This is a genomic window from Xanthomonas phaseoli pv. dieffenbachiae (assembly GCF_008639345.1).
GTDB lineage: Bacteria > Pseudomonadota > Gammaproteobacteria > Xanthomonadales > Xanthomonadaceae > Xanthomonas > Xanthomonas phaseoli.
Map to the genome: position 1 here is coordinate 650,251 of NZ_CP041380.1, position 23,945 is coordinate 674,195.

Genomic DNA, 23,945 nt, shown 5'->3' on the forward strand with positions numbered 1-23,945 from the left:
CCGGATGAAGACACGCGCTGCGGTGGCCTGGGGTCCGCACCAGCCGTTGACCATCGAAGAGGTGGACCTGCAGCCGCCGCGTCCCGGCGAGGTGCTGGTGCGTCTGGTCGCCACCGGCATTTGCCATGGCGACGCGCATGCGTTGGCGCATGGCCCTGCCGGCAGCTTTCCGGCGATCCTGGGGCAGGAGGGCGCCGGCGTTGTCGAAGACGTCGGGATCGGCGTGACCGGCGTGCGGCCCGGCGATCACGTGATTCCGCTGTACATGCCCGAATGCGGCGTGTGCAAGTTCTGCCGGTCCGGCCGTACCAATCTGTGCCAGGCGATTCGCAGCAGCCAGGAACGTGGGCTGATGCCCGACGGCAGCAGCCGGTTCTCGTTGCGCGGACGGCCGATCCTGCATCACATGGGCACCAGCACGTTTTCCGAACACACAGTGTTGCCGGAGATTGCAGTCGCACGCATCCATCCGGATGCGCCGTTGGAGCAGGCCTGCCTGCTCGGCTGCACGGTCACCACCGGCGTGGGTGCGGTGCTCAACAGCACGCATGTGCGGCCGGGCGATTGCGTGGCGGTGTTCGGGCTGGGCGGCATCGGATTGTCGGTGATACAGGGTGCACTGCTGGCGCAGGCCGGCCGCATCATCGCGGTGGATATCGACCCTTCGAAATTCGCGCTGGCACGCACGCTGGGCGCCACCGATTGCCTGGATCCGCGCGACTACGGTGCGCCGATCCAGCAGGTGATCGTGGACCTGACCGATGGCGGCGCCGACCACAGTTTCGAGTGCGTCGGCGATGTCGGTGCGATGCGGGCGGCGTTGGAGTGCTGCCACAAGGGCTGGGGCGAGAGCGTCATTCTGGGCGTGGCCGACGACACGCAGGAAATCAGCACGCGCCCGCTCCAACTGGTCACCGGGCGGGTGTGGCGCGGCAGCGCCTTTGGTGGCGTCAAGGGCCGCAGCGAGTTGCCCGGTTATGTCGAACGCTATCTGCACGGCGACATCCAACTGGCGCCGTTGATCACGCGCACGCTGGCGCTGGACGACATCAACCAGGCGTTGGCGGACCTGCGTGCGGCACGCGGCATCAAATCCATCGTGGTGTATTGAAGGAGACGCACATGGCAGCAGGCAGAGGCAGGATAGCGACGTCGCACCGGCATGTACTGGCAGGCGCATGTACGGTGGCCTTGCTTGCACGCAGCGCCCTGGCCGTTGCAGCGGATGCACCGCAAGTCACCTGGTTGGACCGTATCGAGGTGACCGCCACGCCGATCCCCGGCACCACCATCGATGCGGCGCAACTGCCGTACATGGTGCAGTCGGCAAGCAACGCCGCACTGTCGCGTGGACGCAGCAACAACCTGAGCGATCTGCTGCAGCGCCGCTTCGTCGGCGTGGACGGCAACGACGTGCAGGGCAGCGCGTTCCAGAACGATCTCACCTTTCATGGCTTTCGTGCCTCGGCGCTGCCGGGTGCTTCGCAAGGGGTGTCGGTGTATCTGGATGGCGTGCGCTTGAACGAACCGTTCGCCGATATCGTCAGCTGGGACATGCTGCCCGAAGCGGCGATCAGCACCGTGACGCTGATGCCCGGCTCCAACCCGTTGTTCGGGCCGAACACGCTGGGCGGGGCGGTGGTGCTGTCTACCGCGTCCGGGCTGGCCGCGCCCGGATTACAGGGGGAAGCGAGCATCGGCAGCGGCGCGCGCAAGCGGCTGGATGCCAGTTACGGCGTCGCCAGCGCCACCGGCTGGCACGGCTTTGTTGCGGTGACCGGCTTCGATGAAAACGGCTGGCGGGCGGCCTCCGAAGGCCGGCTTGGCAGCGTGTTCGGCAAGGTCGGTAAGCAAGGCGAGCAAACCGATTGGAGCCTGTCGTTGCTGCACGGGCGCAGCCGTTTGATCGGCAATGGTCTGCTGCCGGATACACGCTACACCGACGAAGGTCCGGAGCAGGGCCTGTACCGCGCCGATCGGCGTTCGGTGTACACCTCGCCGGATCTCACTCGCAATCGCAACACGTTATTGACCGCGCAGCTGGATCATCGTTTCGACGAAGACACCGCAGTGCACGCCCTCGCTTACTCGCGCGCCGGGCGCCGCGACACCGTCAATGGCGATATCGGCCAGGACTACGAGGAATTCGTCGAAGAGTGCGCCTCCGGTTACGCGGCCGATGGCAGCGCACTGGATGCCGATTGCGATGTTTCTCGCACCGATGCCGAGACGCTGCACACCGGCGCGCTCAACACCACCCAGATGCGTCAGCAAGCACAAGGCGTTGCGCTCAATCTGAGCAGGCAATGGGGCGCGCATGCGCTCACCGCTGGCGTCACCTTCGATCGTGGCCATGTGCGTTATCGGCAATTCGCCCGCGATGGCTGGGTGCAGCCCGACCGCTCGGTCGTTGCAGATCCCGCGACCGACCGTGCGTTCTTTTCCGGCGTGCGCGGCAGTACGCAGACATTGGGCGTGTTCCTCGCCGACACCTGGGCGCTGGACGATGCCACTCATCTCACCGCCGCAGTGCGCTGGAATCATGTGGTGGTGGACAACATTCTTTCCACCGCCGACGACGGCGACCGCCCACGCGAGCGTTTCGTTTATGCCAAAGCCAACCCGTCGCTGGGTCTGACCCATCGGCTCGCGTCGGCGGTGACGCTCTACGGCTCGGTCGCGCAGAACAGCCGTGCGCCCACCGCCATCGAATTGGGCTGCGCCGATCCCACCCAGCCGTGTCGGTTGCCGACCGGTCTGCAGGCCGACCCACGCCTGGAGCAGATCATCTCGCGCACCTACGAACTGGGCGTGCGCTGGACGCCATCGGCCGATCGCAATGCCACGCTATCGGTCTACCGCGCCGACAATCGCGACGACATTCTGTTCTTGCGCGCACCGGACACGCAGTTGGGTTACTTCGACAATGTCGGCCGCACGCGTTATCAGGGCGTGGATGCGGCGCTGCATCTGCGCAGCGGGGATTGGCAGTGGTCGGCCGGCTACAGCTACCTGGATGCCACTTACCGCAGCGATGGCCAATTGCTGTCCGGCGAGCGTGTGATCGCGCTGCGGCCGGGACTGCGGATCGCCGCGCTACCGCGGCACAACCTCAAGCTCGGCATGGAGTGGCAACGCGATGCGCTGACGCTGGGCGTGGGCGTGCGTGCGGTCTCCGGGCGGGTGGCCAGCGGCAACGAAGATGGCCAGGTCGACAATGCCGAAGAAGGCGAGGCCGCGCCCGAGCGTCTCGACATCGGCACCGCCGGCTATGCCCTGGTCGACCTGCAGGCGCGCTGGACCATCAACGCACGGGTGTCGCTGTTCGCCCGGATCGACAACCTCTTCGACCGCCATTACGCCACCTATGCCGCGGTGGCCGAAGACGTGTTCCCCGACGGCGAACTCGCACGCCCGCAGGATGCGCCAGTGGAAACCGGTCCGGCCCGGTTTCTCGCACCGGGGGTGCCCCGGCAGTACCTCATCGGCCTGCGCTGGGCGCTTTGAAGCGGGAAATCGGGAATGGGGAATCGGGAATCGGGAATGGATAAAAGCAGTGCGCTGACGCTCTACGATTCCCCATTCCCCATTCCCCATTCCCGATTCACCCGGTCTCCAGCCCGTGCTTGCGCAACTTGCGATACAGGGTGTTACGGCTGATGCCCAGGGCGTCGGCGGTGCGGCTGACATTCCAGCGGTGGCGTTCGAGTTGTTGCTGCAGCACCAGCCGCTCGGCCTGATCCAATGCAACGCGGCCGGGCATATCGTCGGCCGCGACCGCACGCGCATCGACCAGGCAAGGTGCGCTGCCCGCGTCGACGATCTCCTGTGGAAGATTCGGCAGGCGAATCACCTCGTCACTGCACAGCACGGCCGCCGTGCGCAGCACATTGCGCAATTGGCGCAGGTTACCCGGCCAGGCGTAGCTGAGCAGCTTGTGCAGCGCATCTTCGCTGATGCGCACGCTGCGCTCGCTGTTTTCCTCGCGCAGCAGGGTGCGGATCAGCTCGGCCTTGTCGCTGCGTTCGCGTAGCGGCGGCAGGTGCAGCACCACACCGTTGAGGCGGTAGTACAGGTCCTCGCGGAATTCGCCGGCGGCCACCATCTGCGCCAGGTCGCGGTGGCTGGCGCTGATCACGTGCAGTTCCAGCGGCATCGCCCGGTCGCTGCCCAGCGGGGTCACGCTCTGTTCTTCGAGCACGCGCAGCAGTCGCGTCTGCAGCGGCAGCGGCATGTCGCCGATCTCGTCCAGGAATAAGGTGCCGCCGCTGGCCTGCAGCAGCTTGCCGTGGCGGCCTTCGCGCGCAGCATCGGTGAACGCGCCGCGCGCGTAGCCGAACAGTTCGCTCTCGATCAGCGCCTCGGGGATCGCCGCACAGTTCACCGCCACGAACGGCCGCGCCGCCCAGGGCGAGCCGCGGTGAACCGCCTTGGCGAACTCCTCCTTGCCGGTGCCGGTGGCGCCGCACAGCAGGATCGACACGCGATGCGCGACCAGCTTCAGCGCGTTGTCCAGGTTGTGGCGCATGCGCGGATCGGAGCCGACGTGTTCGCGTGCGTAAGTCGCCTCGCCCTCGCCGGCGGGAGTGGCGTGCGCGCCGCCAGCAACCACGTTGCGGCGCGGCGGCTGCGCCAGGGCGAAGAAGCGGCGTCCGTGGCAGGCACAGCGGATCGACCAGAGCGTGCTGGCAGCATTGCGCGCACGCTGCTCCACGGTGTCGAAATCCAGCTGCATCACCTGCGAGATGTCGCGCCCGACCAGCAGGCTGCGATCGCCCTTGCCGAGCTGTTCCAGCGCTGCTTCGTTGACGGCCAGCACGCAGCCGTCGTTGTCGATCGCCATCAGCGCCTCGTGCAGCAGGCCGGCGAACTCCGGGCGGCTGTGGAAGCGCAGGATCCACGCATGCCGGTACTGCTCCAGGAAATACGAACGCGCGATCTGTGCCGCCGACATGCGCACCAACGCGCTGGTGTGGCGCTGTACCAGCTTGGTGTCGCGCGCGTCCGGCGTGGACGCATCCAGCACCGCCAGCAATTGCCCGTGCGGGTCGAGGATTGGCGCACCGCTGCACGACAGCGGCAGGTGCCGTGCCAGGTAATGCTCGCCGCGGTGCACGCCGAGCGCGCTGCGCTCTACCGCGCAGGTGCCGATCCCGTTGGTGCCCTGGTAGCGCTCGGCCCAGCTGGCGCCGCAGAACAACCCGGTCTGGCGGAATTCGCGCAACAGTGCCGGGTCCTGCACGCTGTGCAGCAAGGTCGCCTCGGCGTCGGCGAACACCACGGCGTAGCCGCCGCCAGCGATCTGCTCGTAGAGGTTCTCCATCTCCACCTTGGCGATGCGCAGCACTTCTTCCAGCCGCTGCTGGCGCTCGCGCAGGCCGCTGCCGTCGTGGACCATCGGCAACGGGGTAGCATCCGGACTCAGCCCATACTCGTCCAGGCAGCGCTGCCACGAGCGCGCCAGCGCCGGCGGCAGCGGTTCGATCTGGCGGAAGCGGCGCATCCGCGCCAGCAACGCGGACTCGGCCTCGGCAGCGGACGTGGGCCCGGCCGTGGCCTGCAGGAGGTTGGCGACAGTCACTTCCGACACGTGGCGCTTCCTCGGTCCCTACCCGGGGCCAGAGCGGCAGTGACGCATAAACCGGGGCGCGGCTCAAACCGCGGTGCAGCAAACGCCGGGATTGCAGATGCGTTGAATCGGATCGGCAGCGAGGTGGCGCGACGAATACCGCCGCTTAGCACGGCTGCGGCATGCGCCTGCCGTCCTACGCCATTGCTGGACCACCGCGGTTGGGCACGTCCATGCCGCGTTCCAGCTCGGCTTGCCTGGCTTGTTGCAGCTCCTTGCCGATCGCCAGGTTTGCCGCCTGCAGCTTCTGGTCCGATTGCTCCACCGGAGTGTTGAGCGCCTGCTCAACGTTCACCGCGGCGCGCTTGTGCGCTGGATCGCGCGGGTCGCCCTGCACAACGACCAGGTAACCCTTGCTGCTCAACGTCACCTCGTCCGCGCGATCCAGCGCGTTGGACGCAAGCGGGAAGTCGTTGTGCGCAGACAGCCCGCGGTTGTCCCGGCAGGCGGCCAGGGCCGCTCGACTCAATCGCTCGCTGGCCTCGTCGTAGGGTTTGCCGATGTCTTTGTCGATCTTGCCGACGCCATCGCGGATCTGGTTGAGCAGGGTGTGGTTCTGGTGATCGGGATCGTTGGGGTTCGCTGGTGCCAAACGCTGTGGCGCCGGGCTTGCAGGAACCGGTGTTTCCTGCGCGTCACGCCGCTCGCGCAGTTGCGCCGGTGTTGGCACATGCAGCAACGTGTCGGTCGTGCCGTTCTTGCTCACCTTCAAGTCGACGCTTTGATCGGCATTGCCGACGCGCTTGACGTCGCCACGTTCCACCGCGCTCCACTTGCCGCCGACGAAGGCCGTGCCATGGCCGTTGCCGTCGAAGACCGCGAACTCGTTGTCCGCGCCGAACAGGCTGGACGACTGTGCAGACACCTTGCCGCTCTTGTTCTTGACGTTGTAGCCGAAGGACGTGTCCTGATCTAGCGCAACGATCAGCCTCTGCGCCTGTCCGTTTTGCAGGAACAAGGTCTTGATCGCGTCGTACTGGTGACGCGCATCGGGATGCGCGGTGTCGTTCTTCAAGTCGATCGGGCTGCGCAGCGGATCGGCAGCAACCGCATTGAATGCGTCGTGCAGCGGGTTGCCTGGCTGTGCTGCACGCAGCTTGTTGAAGACCTCGGTGCCGGCGAGCGCATGATGGACCCCGGTCTCGATGTAGTCGGGAATGTCCTTGCCGTCCTTGACCTTGTTCGGCAGCATCGCATCGACCTTGCTGACCACCTCGTCCACGCTGGTCAGGCTGCCGTCCTTGATCCCATTGATGATCTTCGGGTACTGGCCCTTGCCCGCCTGGTTCTCCAACTTCATGACCACGGTCGCGAACTTGGCTTGGTCGTCGAGGCTGGCATTCTTGTAGAGATCGGTCTGTTGCAGCTGGTGCAGCGCGCCGCCCGGGTCCTTGTTGCCGTCACCTGGACGCATCAGGCGCTCGACCTGCGTTCGGTCATGAGCGTGCACGAAGCTCACCCCGTCATCGGACGCCAGGAACTTGTCGAGGTTGCCGCGCACCGTTTCGTCCAGCGCGCGATTGTTGTCCGCCTTGATGGCCTTGCCGTCGCGTTGCAGGTCGGTGGTGGTCTGGGCCTTTTCGCTTTCCGACAGCGTCAGGCTCGGCGTCTGCTTTGCGGCCCAGGTCTGATAGGCGGACACCAGGTCGGCGGCCACCTCCGGGTGTGCGCCGAAGTCGGTCTGCAGCGTGCCGATGGTGAAGCCGCTGTTCCCTACCGGCGTCATCTTGCCGTTGGCGGTGGTGCCGGCGAAGGACAGGTGGTAGGCCACGTTCTTGGGGCCGATGCTGCCCTCGGACGACACGCCGATCGCGAAATACGCCAGCGTCTTCAGTTCGGTATCGCTTAATTGCGGCTTGGTCGTGGTCGTGCCGTTACTTGGGTCTGCCATGTCCGTTCTCCTTAACGTTGTGCACCCTTCGATGGCGATCCGCGCTAGCCCGCCGCGCCGTCGCCGCAGAGTTTGAGGTTGGTGCGCGCAGCGTGGATCACCCCCAGGTAATCGTCGATGATCGCGGGGCTCATGCCGTCGGTGATGGCCTCATCGCTGCGTCTGGCGTCGTCGCGGTAGGGCGCCAGTGCCTCCAGGCACCGGGCATCGTCGCCTAGCCTGTGCTGGGTGATGGCGTAATCGTTGCGAATCGCCCCTTCGTCGCTGAAGCTGGAAGTGGCCAGGCAACTACGGTAAAGCGGCGCCAGTGTCGTCTCTGCTTTCACATAGTCCTTTTGATCGTAGAGCGACTGGAACGCTTTGCGCGTGCGCTGCATGGCTGTCGGTTCGCAAGTCGCCGCCAGCGGCAGGTAATCGCCTTCGAAGCTGCCATTGCCGCCGCAATACTCCCGACACGCGTTTTCGCTGCCGCTCGCGGCGCGGATCGCGGCGCCTGCCCCAGCCTTGGCGATCTCCAGGGCGCAGGCGCCCGGACGATCGCCGTCGTATACCGCCGCCTGGGTGTCGCGCAACTTGCCATTGAAGCTGCAACTGGCATCGGCGTTGAGCGTTTCCAGCGAGAAGCTGGCGGTATCTTGCGCCTCGGGCACTATCGTGAGCTGCCCCCAGCCGCGCTCTGTGGCGTAGTGGCCTGGCGAAGGCAGCTGTGGCGCAGTCGTGGTGTTCGCGGGCGCAGCGGGCGAAGGGATGGCGCCAGCGTGCCCGATCTCGGTGGGGATTGAAGCAGCGGGGGAAGATGGCTGCCCGGCGTTGCCGCATCCGCACAAGGTGGCGATGCACAGCGCCAGGCAAAGGCGGACAGCGTTGTTCGCCTGGGTCAGGTTTCCGCTGGACGGAACACACACATTTCCCATGGCATCCTCCATTGACGCGAACCCGACGAGCCTATTCCCTCGTCAGCGCCTCGGCAAGCGAAGCAGGGCGCCCGGTCGGCGTTACAACGCGTAGCCGAACTGCTGCTTGAACTGGTCGTTGAACTCGGCGAAGTCGAAGCGCTGGTTCTGGGTGCCCGGGTGTTCCACTTTCAGCGCCCCCATCAGGTTGCCCATGCGGCCGATGGTCAGCCAGTCGTAGCCGCCCTGGATGCCGTAGATCAGCCCGGCGCGGAATGCATCGCCGCAGCCGGTCGGATCCACCACGCGGCGCTCGTGCGCCGGCGGAATGTCGTAGGTTTTTTCCGGCGTATGCACCAGCGCGCCCTTCGGGCCCTGCGTGGTGATGTAGGCCTGCACGCGCGAGACGATGTCTTTTTCGTCCCAGCCGGTGCGCTCTGCAACAGGTTCGACTCGTAGTCGTTGACCACCACGTACTGCGCCTGTTCGATGAACTGGCGCAGCTCCGGGCCGTTGAACAAGGGCATTGCCTGGCCGGGGTCGAAAATGAAAGGAATGCCGCCGGCAGCGAACTCTTCCGCGTTCTGGATCATGCCTTCGCGCCCGTCCGGGCCGACCAGGCCCAGGCTCACGCCCGGCACATCCTTCACGTGGTTTTCGTAGCTGCGCATCATCGCGCCCGGATGGAAGGCGGTGATCTGGTTGTTGTCGTGGTCGGTGGTAATGAACGCCTGCGGGGTGAACAGGTCCTCGATGATCTTCACCCGCGACAGGTCGATGCCCAGCGTTTCGAAGTGTTCGCGGTACGGGCCGAAATCCTGGCCGACCGTGCCCATCGGGATCGGCGCGCCACCGAGCAGATGCAGGTTGTAGGCGATGTTGCCGGCGCAGCCGCCGAACTCGCGGCGCATGCGCGGCACCAGGAACGACACATTCAGGATGTGCACCTTGTCCGGCAGGATGTGGTTCTTGAACTGGTCCGGAAACACCATGATGGTGTCGTAGGCGAGGGAACCACAGATCAGTGCGGACATCGAGTCGGGCCTTTGCGTTGGGAAAACCCGCCAATTGCCGGGCATGGCAGCGGGACGGCGCGTGCGCCGCGGCGCAAAGGGTAACGGCTGCGGCCGATCAGGGCCAGAACCGCATGCCATGGCCGGCGTGACCGCCACATGAAAACGGGGGCGAAATCGCCGATTTTTCCTTGCTCACCCCGGGGGGGATTGCTAGGCTAGCCGACTTCGTTTTCTGCCCAAAATTTCGCCAGTCTGGCGGCGGGCACGCGACTTACCCAGGAACGACTCCCTCGATGTTCAAGAAACTCCGCGGCATGTTCTCCAACGACCTGTCCATCGATCTGGGCACGGCCAATACGCTGATCTACGTGCGCGGACAGGGCATCGTGCTGAACGAGCCGTCGGTGGTTGCGGTGCGTCAGGATCGTGCAATCGGCGGCACCCGCTCGGTCGCTGCAGTCGGTGCGGAGGCCAAGCAGATGCTCGGCCGTACCCCCGGCCACATCACCACCATCCGTCCGATGAAGGACGGCGTCATCGCCGACTTCACCTACACCGAGGCGATGCTGAAGCACTTCATCAAGAAGGTGCATAAATCGCGCTTCCTGCGCCCCAGCCCGCGCGTGCTGGTGTGCGTGCCGGCTGGCTCCACGCAGGTCGAGCGCCGCGCCATCAAGGAATCCGCGGAAGAGGCCGGTGCGCGCGATGTCTACCTGATCGAAGAGCCGATGGCGGCAGCGATCGGCGCCGGCATGCCGGTGACCGAGGCGCGCGGTTCGATGGTCATCGACATCGGCGGCGGCACCACCGAAGTGGCGGTGATCTCGCTCAACGGCATCGTGTATTCGCAGTCGGTGCGTGTGGGTGGCGACCGTTTCGACGAGTCGATCACCAACTACGTGCGGCGTAACCACGGCATGCTGATCGGTGAAGCCACGGCCGAGCGCATCAAGCTGCAGATCGGCTGCGCCTACCCGCAGGACGAGGTGCAGGAGATGGAAATCTCCGGCCGTAACCTCGCCGAGGGCGTGCCGAAGATGATCAAGATCAACTCCAACGAAGTGCTCGAAGCGCTGCACGAGCCGTTGTCGGGCATCGTCTCGGCAGTGAAGCTGGCGCTGGAGCAGACCCCGCCGGAACTGTGCGCCGACGTCGCCGAGCGCGGCATCGTGCTCACCGGTGGCGGCGCGCTGCTGCGCGACCTGGACCGCCTGATCTCCGAAGAAACCGGCCTGCACGTGCAGGTGGCCGACGACCCGCTCACCTGCGTGGCCCGCGGCGGCGGCCGTGCGCTGGAGTTGGTGGACATGCATGGCAATGAGTTCTTCGCGCCGGAGTAATGGAGCTGGGAATGGGGAATCGGGAATGGGGAATCATGAAGGCATTCCCCGCCTACGGCCCTGAGCGGTTGCGACGCGATCCCGCCCCTGTGAGTTTTCGCCTCAATCGTCTCGGGGACAGCCGACTGCTTCCCGATTCCCCATTCTCGATTCCCCATTCTCGATTCCCCATTCTCGATTCCCCATTCTCGATTCCCCATTCTCGATTCCCCATTCCCGGCCCTGACAGTGCCCTCCTACGCCGGTCCTCCCGTCGCCTCCCGTCCGGGCGAAGTCACCTCCACGCTGCGGCTGCTGGTCTATCTGGTGCTGGCGGTGGTGCTGATCGCGCTCGATAGCCGCGGTGGTTGGCTGAGCCAGGTCCGCATGCAGGCCAATCTGTTGATCCAGCCGATCTGGGCGGTGGCCGGGCTGCCGGGACGCATCGGCTCGCAGGTGCGCGACAACGCCGCAACGCATGCGCAACTGGTGGAAGAGACCCGGGATCTGCGCAATCAGCTGTTGGTCGCCAATGCGCGCCTGACCCGGTTGCAGACTGCGGCCCTGGACAACGCGCAACTGCGCGAACTGCTCAACGTGGCCGAGCGCCGCGGCCTGGATGTGCAACTGGCGCCAATCCTGAACATCGATCTGGATCCGACGCGCCAACGCCTGCTGCTGGACGCCGGCAGCCGCGAAGGGGTGGTGCTGGGCCAGGCGGTGATCGACGCTGGCGGCCTGATGGGGCAGGTGATCGAAGTCACTCCGCTGCATTCCACCGTGTTGCTGCTCACCGACCCCGACCACGCGGTGCCGGTCAGCGTGGCGCGCAATGGCGTGCGGCTGATCGTCTACGGGCGCGGCGACCGCCTGGAACTGCGCGACATCCCGCTCAGTGCCGGCGTGCAGGTGGGCGATGAAATCGTCACCTCGGGCCTGGGTGGCCGCTTCCCGGCCGGCTTCCCGGTCGGCAAGGTCTCCGAATTGCATCCCGACGATACCCACGCCTTCCTGGTCGGCGAACTGACCCCGGCCGCCAAGCTCGATCGTGGCCGCGATGTGTTGCTGCTGCGTGCCGGAAAGCCGTTGCGCGTCGTGCCCGGGGCCGAGAATGGGGAATCGGGAATGGGGAATGGCAACGGCAACGGCAACGCCGCTGCGTCAGTGAATGCGCCGGTGACCGCGACACCGCGCACTCCGGCGGCCGATGGCTCCAACGCAGTGGTCGATCCGGCCCGTACGACAGCGGGCATCGGGACCGCACCCCGCTCGCAACCGACGCCGGCACCTGCCGCGTCCGGCGCCTCAGGCGCGCAGCCAGCAGGGGTAGGGACCGGCGACTCGGGAACTAGGAACGGCAGCAGCGCGCCAGCGCCAGCGGGTCGGGCGCCAACTACCGCACCGACGCGTGGCGCTGCCTCTAACGATTCCCGACCCCAGACTTCCGATTCCCGCCCGGCGTCAACGCAGGGCTCGCGGGCGGCGGTAAATGAACAATCGGGAACAGGTAACCGCAACGCCTCACCGTCGCGGAGCACCGCTCCTGCCGATTCCCGACTCCCGATTCCCGATTCCCGTCCGGCTCCGCAGGAGACGGACCAATGACCCGCATGCGCAACACCTGGATCCTGCCAGCGAGCATCTTCATTGCGCTGGTCCTGGGCCTGCTGCCGTTGCCGATGGTGGTGCAGCCGCTGCGGCCTTACTGGCTGGCGTTGGTGCTGGCGTACTGGGTGATCGAGGAGCCGGACCGGGTCGGGCTGGGCCTGGCCTTCGTGGCCGGCGTGCTGGCCGACCTGCTGTATGGCGGGCTGCTCGGCGAACAGGCGCTGCGGCTGGTGATCATGACCTTCATCCTGCAGCGCTTCCGCGCGCGCATGCGTTTTTTCCCGGTCTCGCAGCAGGCGCTGGCCATTGGTGGGCTATTGCTCAACGACCGCATCGTGTCTTCGGCGGTGCACCTGGCCGTAGGCGAGCCGACCCTGCCCTGGAGCTACTGGTGGGCGCCGCTGCTGGGCATGGCGCTGTGGCCGCCGTTGTTCGTGGTGCTGGATGCGGTGCGGCTGGGCAAGCGGGGCAAAAAGTAAGCCATGCACGGGCGCCGTCATCCCAAGAATCCGCATGCGGAGGCCGAACAGTTCCGCCGCCGCGCGGTGCTGGGCTTTGCGATGGTGGTGATCTGCCTGGTGGGCCTGGGCGGCTGGTATTTCAAATTGCAGGTGCTCGACCACGAGGTCTACGCCACGCGCTCGGAGGCCAACCGCATCAAGCCCAAACCGGTGGTGCCCGGGCGCGGCATGATCTACGACCGCACCGGCCGGCTGCTGGCCGAAAACGTGCCGGCGTTTCGTCTGGACGTGACCCCCGACAAGGTCGCCGACATGAACGCCATGCTGGACGCGCTGGGCAAGGTGATCCCGATCGCGCCGGAGGATCTGGAGCGCTTCAACCGCGAGCGCCGCGCGCGCCGCAGCTTCCTGCCGGTGACGCTCAAGCTGCGCATGAGCGATGAAGAAATGGCACGGTTCGCGGTGGAGCGCTGGCGCTTTCCCGGCGTGGAGCTGGAGCCGTACCTGACCCGGCGTTATCCCTACGGGCCGTTGTTCGCGCACATCATCGGCTATGTGGGCCGCATCGACGAAAAAGACCTGGCGGTGCTGGGCGAGGGCAATGCTGCGCTCACCCACATGGGCAAATCCGGACTGGAGCGCTACTACGAGCAGGATCTGCGCGGGCAAGTCGGTTACGAGCAGGTCGAAACCAATGTCCAGGGCCGTGCCATCCGCACCGTCGGCCGGGTCGCGCCGCAGTCCGGTGCGGATCTGCGGCTGTCGGTAGACGCCGACCTGCAGCGCGCGATGGTGGCCGCCTTTGGCGAGCACGAAGGGGCGGCGATCGCGATGGACCCGCGCACCGGCGAGATCCTGGGCATGGTCAGCCTGCCCAGCTACGACCCCAACCTGTTCGTCAACGGCATCTCGCATACCGATTTCAAGATGCTCAACGACAACCCGTCGCGGCCGCAGTTCAACCGGCTGGTGCTCGGCGGGGTGGCGCCAGGGTCCACGCTCAAGCCGCTGATCGCGTTGGCCGGCCTGGATAGCGGCCTGCGCCGGCCGGAAGACCGGGTGCTGTCTACCGGCATGTTCTATCTTCCCGGCGTCAGCCGCGGCTGGGGCGACTCGCACCGCGGCGGCCACGGCTGGACCGACCTGCGCAAGTCGATCGCCCAATCGGTCAACACCTATTACTACCGCCTGGCGGTGGACATGGGCATCGAGCGCTTCGACCACTACATGGGCGAATACGGCTTCGGCCAGCCCACCGGGGTGGACCTGCTGGGAGAAATCGGCGGCATCCTGCCGTCGCCGGCCTACAAGTACAAGACGCGCAAGGAGCGCTGGTATCCGGGCGACACCGTCAACATCGCCATCGGCCAGGGCGACTGGAAGGTCACGCCGCTGCAGCTGGTGCGCGGCGTCTCGGCGATCGCCAGCGGTTTGCTGCTGCGCCCGCACCTGGTGCTGGAAGAGCGTACCGGTTTCGATCATCCCTGGGAGCCGATGATCCAGCCGCCCGGCAAGCCGATCAGCCAGAGCCCGGCGCATCTGCAGGTGGTACGCGAGGGCATGATGGACACCATGCGGCCCGGCGGTACCGGCTATGCGATCACCCCGGGTGCGCCGTACCAGATGGCCGGCAAGACCGGCACCGCGCAGGTGGTCAGCCGCAAGGGCGTGGCGGCGGTGGACCCGCGCAGCCTGCCGTTGCACCTGCGTCACCGCGGCCTGTTCGTCGGTTTCGCGCCGGCCGACAATCCAGTCATCGCGGTGGCGGTGGCGGTGGAAGGCGGCGGTTTCGGCACCAGCTCGGCAGCGCCGATCGCACGCAAGATCTTCGATGCCTGGCTGCTGGGCAAGATGCCCGCCGGTCTGGAGCCGCTGGACAGCGAGCTCGGCATGACCGCCGTAGGTGTCAACCAGTTCGAAGCCGGCGTCACCGACGCGCGCGCAGCCGGCGACGCGGCCGCTGCCACGCTGGACGAACTGCCGGTGGTGATCGGCCACAGCGCCGTTGCGCTGGACCCCAACACCCCCGCGCAACCGGTCGTGCCGGATGTGCCGGACGCGGTGCAGGAGACCGACCATTGAGCGACATCCTGCGCTGGTTGGTGGACATGGCCGCGCGCTTTACGCGCAGCCTGGACTGGGTGCTGTGCCTGGCGCTGGGGGGGCTGATGGCCATCGGCCTGTCGGTGCTCAAGAGCGCCGGCGGCACTGCCAATGGCGAGCATCTGATGCTGGCGCAGGGCATCCGCTTCATCATCGGGGCGGCGGCGATGTGGGGTATTTCGCGCATGTCGGTGCTGCGCCTGCGCGCCTGGACGCCGTGGGTGTACGGCTTGTCGATGCTGCCGCTGCTGGCGGTCTTCGCGCTGGGCACCGGTAAGTACGGCCGGCAGTGGCTGGACCTGAAAGTGTTCTACCTGCAGCCGGCCGAGCTGCTCAAGATCAGCTTGCCGATGATGGCGGCCTGGTATCTGCACCGCATGCCGCTGCCGCCGCGCATTTCCACCGTGCTGGTGACCGGCGTGATTATCGGCGTACCCACCGCGTTGATCATGCTGCAGCCGGACTTCGGCACCGGTGTGTTGATTGCTGCCAGCGGCGTGTTCGTGCTGCTGCTGGCCGGCCTGCCGTGGTGGTGGGTGGCCGTGGGTGTGGGCGGTGTGTCTGCGGCTGCGCCGGTGGCGTGGTTCTGGCTGCTGCGGCCGTACCAGAAGGACCGCATCATGATGTTCCTCAACCCCGAGAACGACGCGCTTGGCGCGGGCTGGAACATCATCCAGTCCAAGATCGCGATTGGCTCGGGCGGGTTGAACGGCAAGGGCTGGGGCCTGGGCTCGCAATCGCACCTGAACTTCATTCCCGAACAGACCACCGACTTTGCGTTCTCGGTGCTCAGCGAAGAATTCGGCTGGATCGGCGTCGCCACCGTGCTGACCTTGTACCTGATCGTCATCGGCCGCTGCCTGTGGATCGCCTCGCAGGCGCGCGACACTTATTCGCGCCTGGTTGCCGGCGCCACCGGCCTGGCGTTCTTCGTCTACGTGCTGGTCAACGGCGGCATGATTTCCGGCCTGCTACCGGTGGTGGGCGTGCCGATGCCGCTGATGAGCTACGGCGGCACCTCGGCGGTGTCGTTGCTGGCCGGTCTGGGGCTGGTGATGGCGGTGAAGTCGCATCGCCCGGTGCATGGTTACTGAGGCGTGCCGATTGCGTGGGTCAACGCATAAGGCGGTAGGTGCGGAGACGGCAACTGGAACTGATTGGCAGCGCTTATTTGGGGAGCCAAGCGCAAGCGATCCAATCTGAACAAATCGTCGAGCGTTGTAGCTCCTTGCAACGCCGATACACCGGCGTAGGCTTGCTTCGTTCGTGTGGCGCCGGGTTCGCGTGCGCTCTGCATGCACGGACAGTGCTCCGTAGAGTCAGCCACTCCATTGCAGCGTTGGCGGCTGCACCGAGTCGCCTGAACAAGCGCGTGCCATTCCTTTTTCGGGTGATCTCTTCCATGAAACTGCTAACCGCCGCCATCGGCGGTGTCTGTTTATCGCTCTGTGCGCAAGCCGGCGCCGTTACGTTTGCTACCGGCGATACGCGCGCGGTCGCGCAACCGGCGATTCCCGCCACTTGCCAGCCGTCCTTGAAGGCCAGCCAGACGCCGGCCGGGCGGCAATTCGACGCCGCGCTGGAAAGCGCGCCCCCTGATACCAAGGCCATCCAGGCCGCGCTCAACGCCTGCAAGAACGGAAGCGTGCTGTTGACCAGCGGCAGAGGCAACGCGTTTCTGACCGGGCCGTTGTCCATCCCGGCCAACGTCACCCTGGTCATCGACCAGGGCGTCACCTTATACGGCTCGCGCAACCCGGCCGACTACGGTAGCGGTTGCGGCACTGCCGGTTCCAAGAGCGGGGCTTGCCTGCCGTTGATCAGCGTCAAGGGCAGCAATGCAGGCGTGATGGGCATCCGCACCGGCGGGCGGCAGGGCACCATCGATGGGCGCGGCGATCAGACCATGCTGGGCAAGAGCACCACCTGGTGGGAGTTCGGCGAAAACGCCAAAAAGGCCAACCAAGTGCAGAACAGCCCGGACCTGATCAAGGTGCAGAATTCCAGCGAGTTCACGCTCTACGACGTCAACCTGATCAATGCGGCGTACTTCCATTTCTTCTCGCATATCGTCAATGGCCTCACCGTCTGGGGCGTGCGGGTCAAATCGCCCGCCAGCAGCCCCAATACCGACGGCCTGGATCTGGACAGCGTGGTCAACGCCACCATCCACGACAGCGACGTGATGGGCGGCGACGACTGCGTGGCGATCAAGACCATTGCCTCCAGGTCGGCCAACATCACCGTGCGCAACAGCCGCTGCTATGGCACGCATGGCATCTCGATCGGCAGCGAAGTGATGTCCGGCGTCAGCAACGTGCTGGTGGACAACAATGCGCTGGTGTCCACCGACGATGCAGGTAACCGCAGCACCGACAACAATGGCCTGCGCATCAAGACCAGCATCGTCAAGGGCGGGCCGGTCAGCCAGGTGACTTATCGCAACACCTGCCTGTACGGGGTGACCAGCCCGGTGGTGATCAACCCGTTCTATGCCAGCGGCAGCAGCGGTACCACGCCGACCTTCAGCGCCATCGTCGTGGATGGATTGCGCAGCGCCAACGATGCCGGCGGCAAGGGATGGATCCTGCGCGGCTACGATGCGCAGACACCGCTGGATCTGGTGCTGGCCAATGTGGCCATCGGAAGCACCTCGGTGACGGTGACCGCCAGCAATGCGCAGATCGGGCTCAGCAACAGCGCGCTGACACCGACCGGCACCGGAGTCACCACCGGCCCGGTACAGGTCAGTGGCGCGATCCCCACCTGCTCGGGCGCTCCCCGCTTCCCGGCACTGTGAGACACCCGGCGCGGCCCTCCAACGGCCGCGTCCGACCGGCGGCTACCGCGCAGCGCTGCACCCGCCGAGGTGGCGCAGTTGCGAACGCGTCTTCCGCCAATCCACCCCGCATGCGCAGCTGCCCTGCAGCTGCACGATTAGCGTGCGTGAGACGAGCCGTCGCTGCCTGAACTAGACGAGCGCAGGCGACGACCGCGCTGACGAGTTGCCGTTCCAGGTTCTGCCCATCATCCAGCCAGAGCCAATCGCACGGCCCGGCATCGGCCTAAGCCAAACCATACGACCCGGTCTTGGCCATGGCCCACAGCAACTTCCCAAGTCTGACGCTGGGTGCAGCCTCAACCGTAAACGTAAAACTCCGTTTCTATCCTCGACTCATCCCACTCCCCACTTCCCATTCCCCATTCCCCATTCCCCATTCCCCATTCCCGAATCCCGAATCCCGAATCCCGAATCCCGAATCCCGAATTTGCTGCAACACCCCTTGACTTGATCCAAAGTCTTTGCGTTTCATGGCCTTATTGCCAGAAGTTCATCTGATGTCTGTTACCCTCGGCCGATGATTCGACGCACCCTGACCTGCCTGCTCACCCTCGGCCTTGTCGCCTGCGCGACCCAGCCCAGCCCTCCGCCCCCGCCACCGGCTGCCAGCGCGCCGCCGGCCAAGCCGCCGATTGCGCCAGTCGCGTCAGCCACGCCGGCCAGCGCTGCCGCCGAGGCGCCCGCGCTTCCGCCAGTGGACCTGGCCCCGGTGCCGTTCGAGATCGCCCGCGCCAACTTCGTGCGCGACACCTCGGCCAGGTACGGCATCGATGCCGCGCAGATCGAAGCGACCCTGGCGCAGGCGCAGTTCAAGGACGCCATTGTCACGGCGATGTCGCGCCCGGCAGAACGGGTCAAGCCGTGGAACGAGTACCGGCCGATGTTCATCACCCAGGCGCGCATTGATGGCGGCCGCAAGTTCCTGGCCGAACACCGCGCCGAGCTGAGCAAGGTGGAGGCTGCCACCGGCGTGCCGGCGCAGGTGATCGTGGCCATCATCGGCGTGGAAACCAGCTACGGCAGCAACGCCGGCAAATACCGCGTGCTGGACGCGCTGTACACGCTGGCGTTCCGCTATCCGCGCAGCGGCGACCCGGCCAAGCTCGAACGCGAAGTGCGCCGCGAACTGTTTTTCCGCGATGAGCTCGGCCAGCTGTTCGCGCTCGGCAAGGAAGAGCAACTCGACGTCACCACCCTGATCGGCAGCTATGCCGGTGCGATGGGCATGGGCCAGTTCATGCCGTCCAGCTATCGCCAGTTCGGCGTGGATGGCGATGCCGACGCCAAGCGCAATCTGTTCACCGACTACAACGACGTGTTCGCCTCGATCGCCAACTACTTCGTCAAGAAGGGCGGCTGGGTGCGCGGCGGGCAGGTCGCGGTCCCGGCCACGCTGGCCGCCGGGCACGAAGAATTCAACCCGGCCGACTGGTCGCCGGTGTACACGCTGTCCGACCTGTCGGCACGCGGCTATCACCCGAGCGCACCGGTGGTGGCCGGCAGCACCGCCACTCCGATCAGCCTGGATGACGCCAACGGCAAGCAGTACTGGCTGGGCTTCCAGAACTTCTACGCGATCACCCGGTACAACATTTCCAAGATGTATGCGATGGCCGTGTTCCAGCTGTCCGAGGCCATCGCCGGCAAGGAGTTACCCCCGGCATGAACAGCATTGCAGGCCCCAAGTGGCTGATCTCGATGGCGCTGATGCTCGGCCTGGCGGCCTGTAGCAGTGCACCGAAGAAGACTGCCGGCGGCACCGGCAGCGGCGCGATCAAGGGTGTGAAGGTCGAAGGCAAGGGTCCGGCGTATGTCGCCACCGGCTGCCCGTCCACCTCGCCGTATGCGCCCGCCAAGGAAGACCCGTCCACGCGTGGCGACTACACCGCTGGCGGCTTGTACAAGCCAGGCGTGAAAGACTCCACGCCCGATCATGTGCCCAATGTGGCCTGCATCCCCGAGCCTCTGGTCACCAACGAGCCGCGCTCGGCGGTGGGCAATCGTTCGCCTTACGAAGTGCTGGGCAAGCGCTACGTGGTGATGGACAACCCCGGCGACTATGTCGAACGCGGCACCGCCTCATACTACGGCAACAAGTTCCATGGCCGGCTGACCTCCAACAAGGAGGTCTACGACATGTACGCCTTCACCGCCGCGCACAAGACCTTGCCGCTGCCCAGCTTTGCGCTAGTCACCAACACCGACACCGGCCAGTCGGTGGTGGTACGCGTCAACGACCGCGGCCCATTCCACGACGGCCGTGTGATCGATCTGAGCTACGCTGCTGCGGTGAAGTTGGGCATCACCGGCAAGGGCACCGGCAATGTCGAAGTCCGCGGCCTGACCGAAGCCGACAACGGCAACCTGCTCGCCAAGCGCCGCAGTGGCCAGGCAGCGGTGAATACCGCCGTTGCCACGGCGCGGCCGGCCGCCGCCGCCAGTCAGATCGATGGCCTGGTGCAGCGTCTGCCTACCCGCACCGTGCCGCCGCGTGCCGCCGCGACCGCTGCCGGCACTGCGATTGCCACACCTGCCGCTGCATCCACTGCCGGTGCGCCGGTCATTGCGGCCGGCGAGCGTTGGCGCTATCGCGTCGCCGATTCGCGCCAGCCTGGCAATGCCGACAACTTCGATGCCTGGATGAAGGCGCAGGGCGTGCGCGTGGCAACAGGCAAGCCGGCTGCTACGGCCCCGCGCCCGGCCGCGTCAGCGTCTGCCGTCGTACCCGCCGCGGCGCCGCCCGTGGCGGTTGCGGCGGTCAAGCCTTCCGAAACCACTGCCTCGCGCCCGCTCAAGGCCGAGCCAGCGCCCGCCAAGGCACCCAGCGCGGCCGAAGCTGCGCTCGGCGACATCCTGCTGCAGGTCGCCAGTTTCGCCAGCCGCGAAAACGCCAATCGCGCACTGTCGCAACTGGCCTCGGCGGGGATTGCCGGCGCCAGCGTCAGCGACATCGTCAGTGGCGGGCGCACGCTGTGGCGGCTACGCGTGAATGCACGCGACCACGCAAATGCCTCGGAGATTGCCCAGCGCATCGCCGGTCTTGGCTTCGGTCGCCCGCAGATCGTGGCCAATTAGCGCCGGGCGAGTCGGTGACTGCGTCAGCCAATGACGCGCGCGAGCGCATGCGTCACTGGCGCGCCAGCTAGGTCACCTTGCTTGAACGCCAGCGCGCCGGTGACTGCGTTGGCCCATCAGCCACGACGCAGCAGGCGCTCGCGCTTGCTGCGCCGGCCGTCATGGAACAGCTGGGACGCGCCAGATTGGTTGGCAGACATTGCCTCTCCACAGTGCGGGCGCGGGCACGGCCGGAATTGGTACGCCCCTCGTGCATTTCGAGACCCATCGCTGTTGCATCCAGCAAACCGCTCAGCGCCACAGTCGCCTGTTCCAAGGTCGCTCCAAGCGACGCCGAAGCTGTGCGTGGCGCCTCCGGCAGCGCGCCGCAGGCGCCACGCGCATGGCGCCATCGCTGAACTGTGCAAGCGCTCGCATCTTGCAACGCGTCGCCCTGATCGCCGTGGCGCCTTACAATTTCGCATTGCCCAGCTTTCGGGCCCGTCAGGAGTCGTTCTTCAATGAAATTCCGCTTCGCCGCCGCTGCCGTGGCCACGTTCGCCTTCGGCCTGGTCTGCGCCCAGACACCTGCGCCGCAGCCGACTCCTGCCGTGGCTGCCGCCCCGGCCGCCTTGCCGGTGCCGCCGGCGCCCGCCCCGGCCGTGTCCAAGTCCTGGATCCTGATGGACTACGCCACCGGGCAGGTGCTGGCCGGTGAAAACATCCACCAGCAACTGGCGCCGGCCAGCATCACCAAGGTGATGACCTCCTACGTGGTCGCCGCCGAGATCAAGAACGGCAAGGTCAAGCGCGACGATCAGGTCATGATGAGCGAACGCGCCTGGCGCGAAGGCGGCGCCGGCACCGACGGCAGCTACAGCGGCTTCCCGGTCAACCAGACCGCGCGCCTGGAAGACATGGAAAAGGGCATGGCGATCCAGTCCGGCAACGATGCCGCCATCGCGCTGGCCGAGCACGTGGCCGGCAGCGAAGAAGCCTTCGCCTCGCTGATGAACAGCTACGCCGCCAAGATCGGCATGAAGGATTCGTACTTCGTCAACGCGCACGGACTGAGCGCCGAAGGGCATCACTCCACCGCCTACGACCTGGCCCTGCTGGGCCGCGCGATGGTGCGCGATTACCCGGAGACCTACGCCTATAACAAGATCAAGGAATTCCAGGTCGGCAGCATCAAGCAGAGCAACCGTAACCGGCTGCTGTGGCGCGATCCGGCGGTGGACGGCATCAAGACCGGTCACACCTCCGAAGCCGGCTACTGCCTGCTGAGCTCGGCCAAGCGCGGCGATCAGCGCCTGATCGCCGTGGTCATGGGCGACAGCTCCGAAGAACAGCGCGCCACCGATAGCCTGGCGCTGCTCAACTGGGGCTTCCGCTTCTTCGAAACCCACAGCCTGTACGCGCCCGGCAAGGTCGTCACCAAGCAGAAGGTCTGGAAGGGCCAGCAGGACGAAGTGCAGCTCGGCGTGGCACAGCCGCTGCTGGTCAGCCTGCAGCGCGGCCGCTACAACGATCTCAAGCCCAGCATGGAAGTGCCCAAGAACCTGCAGGCACCGATCAAGCAGGGCCAACAGGTCGGCACCGTGAAGGTCAGCCTGGACGGCAAAGTCATCGCGCAGGCCCCGCTGGTCGCCATCAACGCCGTCGAAGAGGGCGGATTCTTCAAGCGCCTCTGGGACGCGTTCTGGATGTGGTGGGAATCGGAGTGATCCAACGAAAAAGCCGGCGAAAGCCGGCTTTTTCCTTGCGGGAATTGGGGATTGGGCATTCGGGATTGGTAACCGCCAGAGCAGCATCGGATCGCCAGCAGTCCGCTCCCACGAATCCCCAATCCCGACTCCCCAATCCCACCCCTCAAAGCATCCGACTGATCGTAAAACTGCCATACACCGGCGTTTCGCGCTGGGTGTCGAATTCGCGGGTGCGGTGGTAGCGGGCGAGGGCGAATTTCCAGCGGCCGTACATCACCGCCAGGCCGTAGCCCACATCGCCGACGAACGGGCGCTTGTCCACGCTGTGGCTGTTGCGGAAGGTGTTGCCGTCCAGCGTGATGTCGCGGATCACCCAGCGCGCATCGGTGGTGACGAACAGGTGGCCGGACCAACCGCTGGCGCGCCCGAGCCGGCTGGGGGCGGTGTTTTCGCCCGCGGGGCGGGTCGGGGTGCTGCCGAAGTCGTCCGGCAGCTTCCAGCCAAAGCGGGCCTCGCCGCCGGCATTCAAGTGCGTGGCCATGTTGCCGACCGCACCACCCCAATGCGAAATGAAATCCCAGCCAAAGCCACCGGCATTGCCGCTGGCATCGGCCGGCCAGCGATGCATGCGCTCATGCACCAGGTTGATCAGCGGCTCGTTGTGCAGCTGGTTGTCCCAGCCCTGGAATTTCTCGTCGCCGAGCGCATCGTGGATCGCATCCTGCGCTTCCTTCGCAAGCGCCCACGGGCCGACGACGCCGACCTGCAGCTGCGTGGTGCGCAGATGTGCATCGTTACGCGCGTTGTAGCCGAAGCTCGCCAGCAGGATGCCGGCATACGGGCGGTCGTCCGGGATGACGTCGCGGCGGGTGTAATCGGTCGGAGTGAAGATCGCCTGGCCGATCGAGAACACCATGTTCTGCTGGTCGAACTCGCCCGGGTGCAGCCGCTCCAGATAGCTGTTGACCCACCGCGCAGTCCGCGGCAGGCATGGGTCGTCGGTGTAATCGACCAGGTTCGGCGACACCAGCGTCAGCACCGCACCGTTGGAATATCCCTGGTCCTGATCTTCACCGCCGAACAAGTCGTTATCGACACGGAAGTTCACCGCAGGCGGCGTGCGCCCAAGACGGCTGGAATCGCACTGATCCGCCGCCAGGGCCGGCAACGACAGCCCGGAAAGAGAAAGCAGCAAGGCAGCAGACAACGCGCGCGGTCGGAGCATGGAAGGCCTGGGGAGGTGAGCTGGAATCGGAAAAATGCCTGCGTCTTCTGTTGCGCCGTGTGAACGCGCACGTCATCTGCCACGAGGAAAGCGAGCTGTAGCAGATGCCGAACACATCCGTGCGCGGTGTCTGTGTGGCAGTGACAGCCCTACGCAGTAGACAAGCGCTGCCGCCATGAAAAGCTGGCGCCGATA

15 protein-coding genes and 1 pseudogene are annotated in these 23,945 nt (G+C 66.1%); 11 read left to right on the forward strand and 5 right to left on the reverse strand.

Going from position 1 to position 23,945, the window contains the following annotated elements:
- Positions 1 to 4 precede the first annotated feature (4 nt).
- On the forward strand, positions 5 to 1,111 hold the full coding sequence (locus FLG15_RS03000) for an S-(hydroxymethyl)glutathione dehydrogenase/class III alcohol dehydrogenase (protein ID WP_057679448.1): 1,107 nt from the start codon (positions 5 to 7) through the stop codon (positions 1,109 to 1,111).
- Between the two features lie 11 nt (positions 1,112 to 1,122).
- The gene (locus tag FLG15_RS03005) at positions 1,123 to 3,507 is read left to right on the forward strand and encodes a TonB-dependent receptor (RefSeq protein WP_150145507.1); all 2,385 of its coding nucleotides are present in this window, start codon (positions 1,123 to 1,125) and stop codon (positions 3,505 to 3,507) included.
- A 97-nt stretch (positions 3,508 to 3,604) separates the two neighbouring features.
- Here the strand turns inward: FLG15_RS03005 and FLG15_RS03010 are convergent, their stop codons facing one another.
- The 4 genes and pseudogenes from FLG15_RS03010 to FLG15_RS03025 all read right to left on the reverse strand — a co-directional run bounded on the left by FLG15_RS03010 (position 3,605) and on the right by FLG15_RS03025 (position 9,567).
- The gene (locus FLG15_RS03010; protein WP_150145509.1) at positions 3,605 to 5,590 is read right to left on the reverse strand and encodes a sigma-54-dependent Fis family transcriptional regulator; all 1,986 of its coding nucleotides are present in this window, start codon (positions 5,588 to 5,590) and stop codon (positions 3,605 to 3,607) included.
- A 175-nt stretch (positions 5,591 to 5,765) separates the two neighbouring features.
- Positions 5,766 to 7,520 carry an XVIPCD domain-containing protein gene (locus FLG15_RS03015; protein WP_150145511.1) on the reverse strand — a complete coding sequence of 585 codons (1,755 nt, stop codon included), beginning with the start codon at positions 7,518 to 7,520 and terminating at the stop codon, positions 5,766 to 5,768.
- Positions 7,521 to 7,564: 44 nt separating this feature from the next.
- Positions 7,565 to 8,092 carry a hypothetical protein gene (locus FLG15_RS03020; protein WP_057678715.1) on the reverse strand — a complete coding sequence of 176 codons (528 nt, stop codon included), beginning with the start codon at positions 8,090 to 8,092 and terminating at the stop codon, positions 7,565 to 7,567.
- 423 nt (positions 8,093 to 8,515) lie between these two features.
- A pseudogene (locus tag FLG15_RS03025) lies at positions 8,516 to 9,567 on the reverse strand (carbohydrate kinase family protein).
- Between the two features lie 155 nt (positions 9,568 to 9,722).
- Here FLG15_RS03025 and FLG15_RS03030 point away from each other — a divergent pair.
- From FLG15_RS03030 to FLG15_RS03070, 9 genes are all read left to right on the forward strand, one after another.
- Positions 9,723 to 10,769, forward strand: a complete 1,047-nt coding sequence (locus FLG15_RS03030; RefSeq protein WP_003482734.1) for a rod shape-determining protein — start codon at positions 9,723 to 9,725, stop codon at positions 10,767 to 10,769.
- Between the two features lie 228 nt (positions 10,770 to 10,997).
- Complete coding sequence (mreC, locus tag FLG15_RS03035; protein ID WP_057679951.1) at positions 10,998 to 12,353, forward strand: rod shape-determining protein MreC; 1,356 nt, start codon at positions 10,998 to 11,000, stop codon at positions 12,351 to 12,353.
- Positions 12,350 to 12,835, forward strand: a complete 486-nt coding sequence (mreD, locus tag FLG15_RS03040) for a rod shape-determining protein MreD (RefSeq protein WP_005911183.1) — start codon at positions 12,350 to 12,352, stop codon at positions 12,833 to 12,835. Before mreC ends, mreD begins: the two co-directional genes overlap by 4 nt.
- Positions 12,836 to 12,838: 3 nt before the next feature.
- Complete coding sequence (gene mrdA, locus FLG15_RS03045) at positions 12,839 to 14,899, forward strand: penicillin-binding protein 2 (protein ID WP_057679950.1); 2,061 nt, start codon at positions 12,839 to 12,841, stop codon at positions 14,897 to 14,899.
- Entirely contained in the window at positions 14,896 to 16,014 is a 1,119-nt protein-coding gene (rodA, locus tag FLG15_RS03050; protein ID WP_017155401.1) for a rod shape-determining protein RodA, read from the forward strand. The genes mrdA and rodA overlap by 4 nt, the downstream gene beginning before the upstream one ends.
- Before the next feature lie 308 nt (positions 16,015 to 16,322).
- A complete protein-coding gene (locus FLG15_RS03055) occupies positions 16,323 to 17,720 on the forward strand; it encodes a glycoside hydrolase family 28 protein (RefSeq protein WP_057687026.1) in 1,398 nt (465 codons plus the stop codon).
- Positions 17,721 to 18,279: 559 nt separating this feature from the next.
- Positions 18,280 to 19,428: a lytic murein transglycosylase B gene (gene mltB / locus FLG15_RS03060; protein WP_150145513.1), complete on the forward strand. Its 1,149-nt coding sequence runs from the start codon at positions 18,280 to 18,282 to the stop codon at positions 19,426 to 19,428.
- Positions 19,425 to 20,837 (forward strand): septal ring lytic transglycosylase RlpA family protein, encoded by a 1,413-nt coding sequence (locus tag FLG15_RS03065; protein WP_057678334.1) that lies wholly within the window; start codon positions 19,425 to 19,427, stop codon positions 20,835 to 20,837. The genes mltB and FLG15_RS03065 overlap by 4 nt, the downstream gene beginning before the upstream one ends.
- Before the next feature lie 500 nt (positions 20,838 to 21,337).
- Entirely contained in the window at positions 21,338 to 22,543 is a 1,206-nt protein-coding gene (locus FLG15_RS03070) for a D-alanyl-D-alanine carboxypeptidase family protein (protein WP_017155354.1), read from the forward strand.
- 145 nt (positions 22,544 to 22,688) lie between these two features.
- On the opposite strand, the gene FLG15_RS03075 is transcribed toward FLG15_RS03070, so the two are convergent.
- Positions 22,689 to 23,750 (reverse strand): lipid A deacylase LpxR family protein, encoded by a 1,062-nt coding sequence (locus FLG15_RS03075; RefSeq protein WP_008577896.1) that lies wholly within the window; start codon positions 23,748 to 23,750, stop codon positions 22,689 to 22,691.
- Positions 23,751 to 23,945 lie beyond the last annotated feature (195 nt).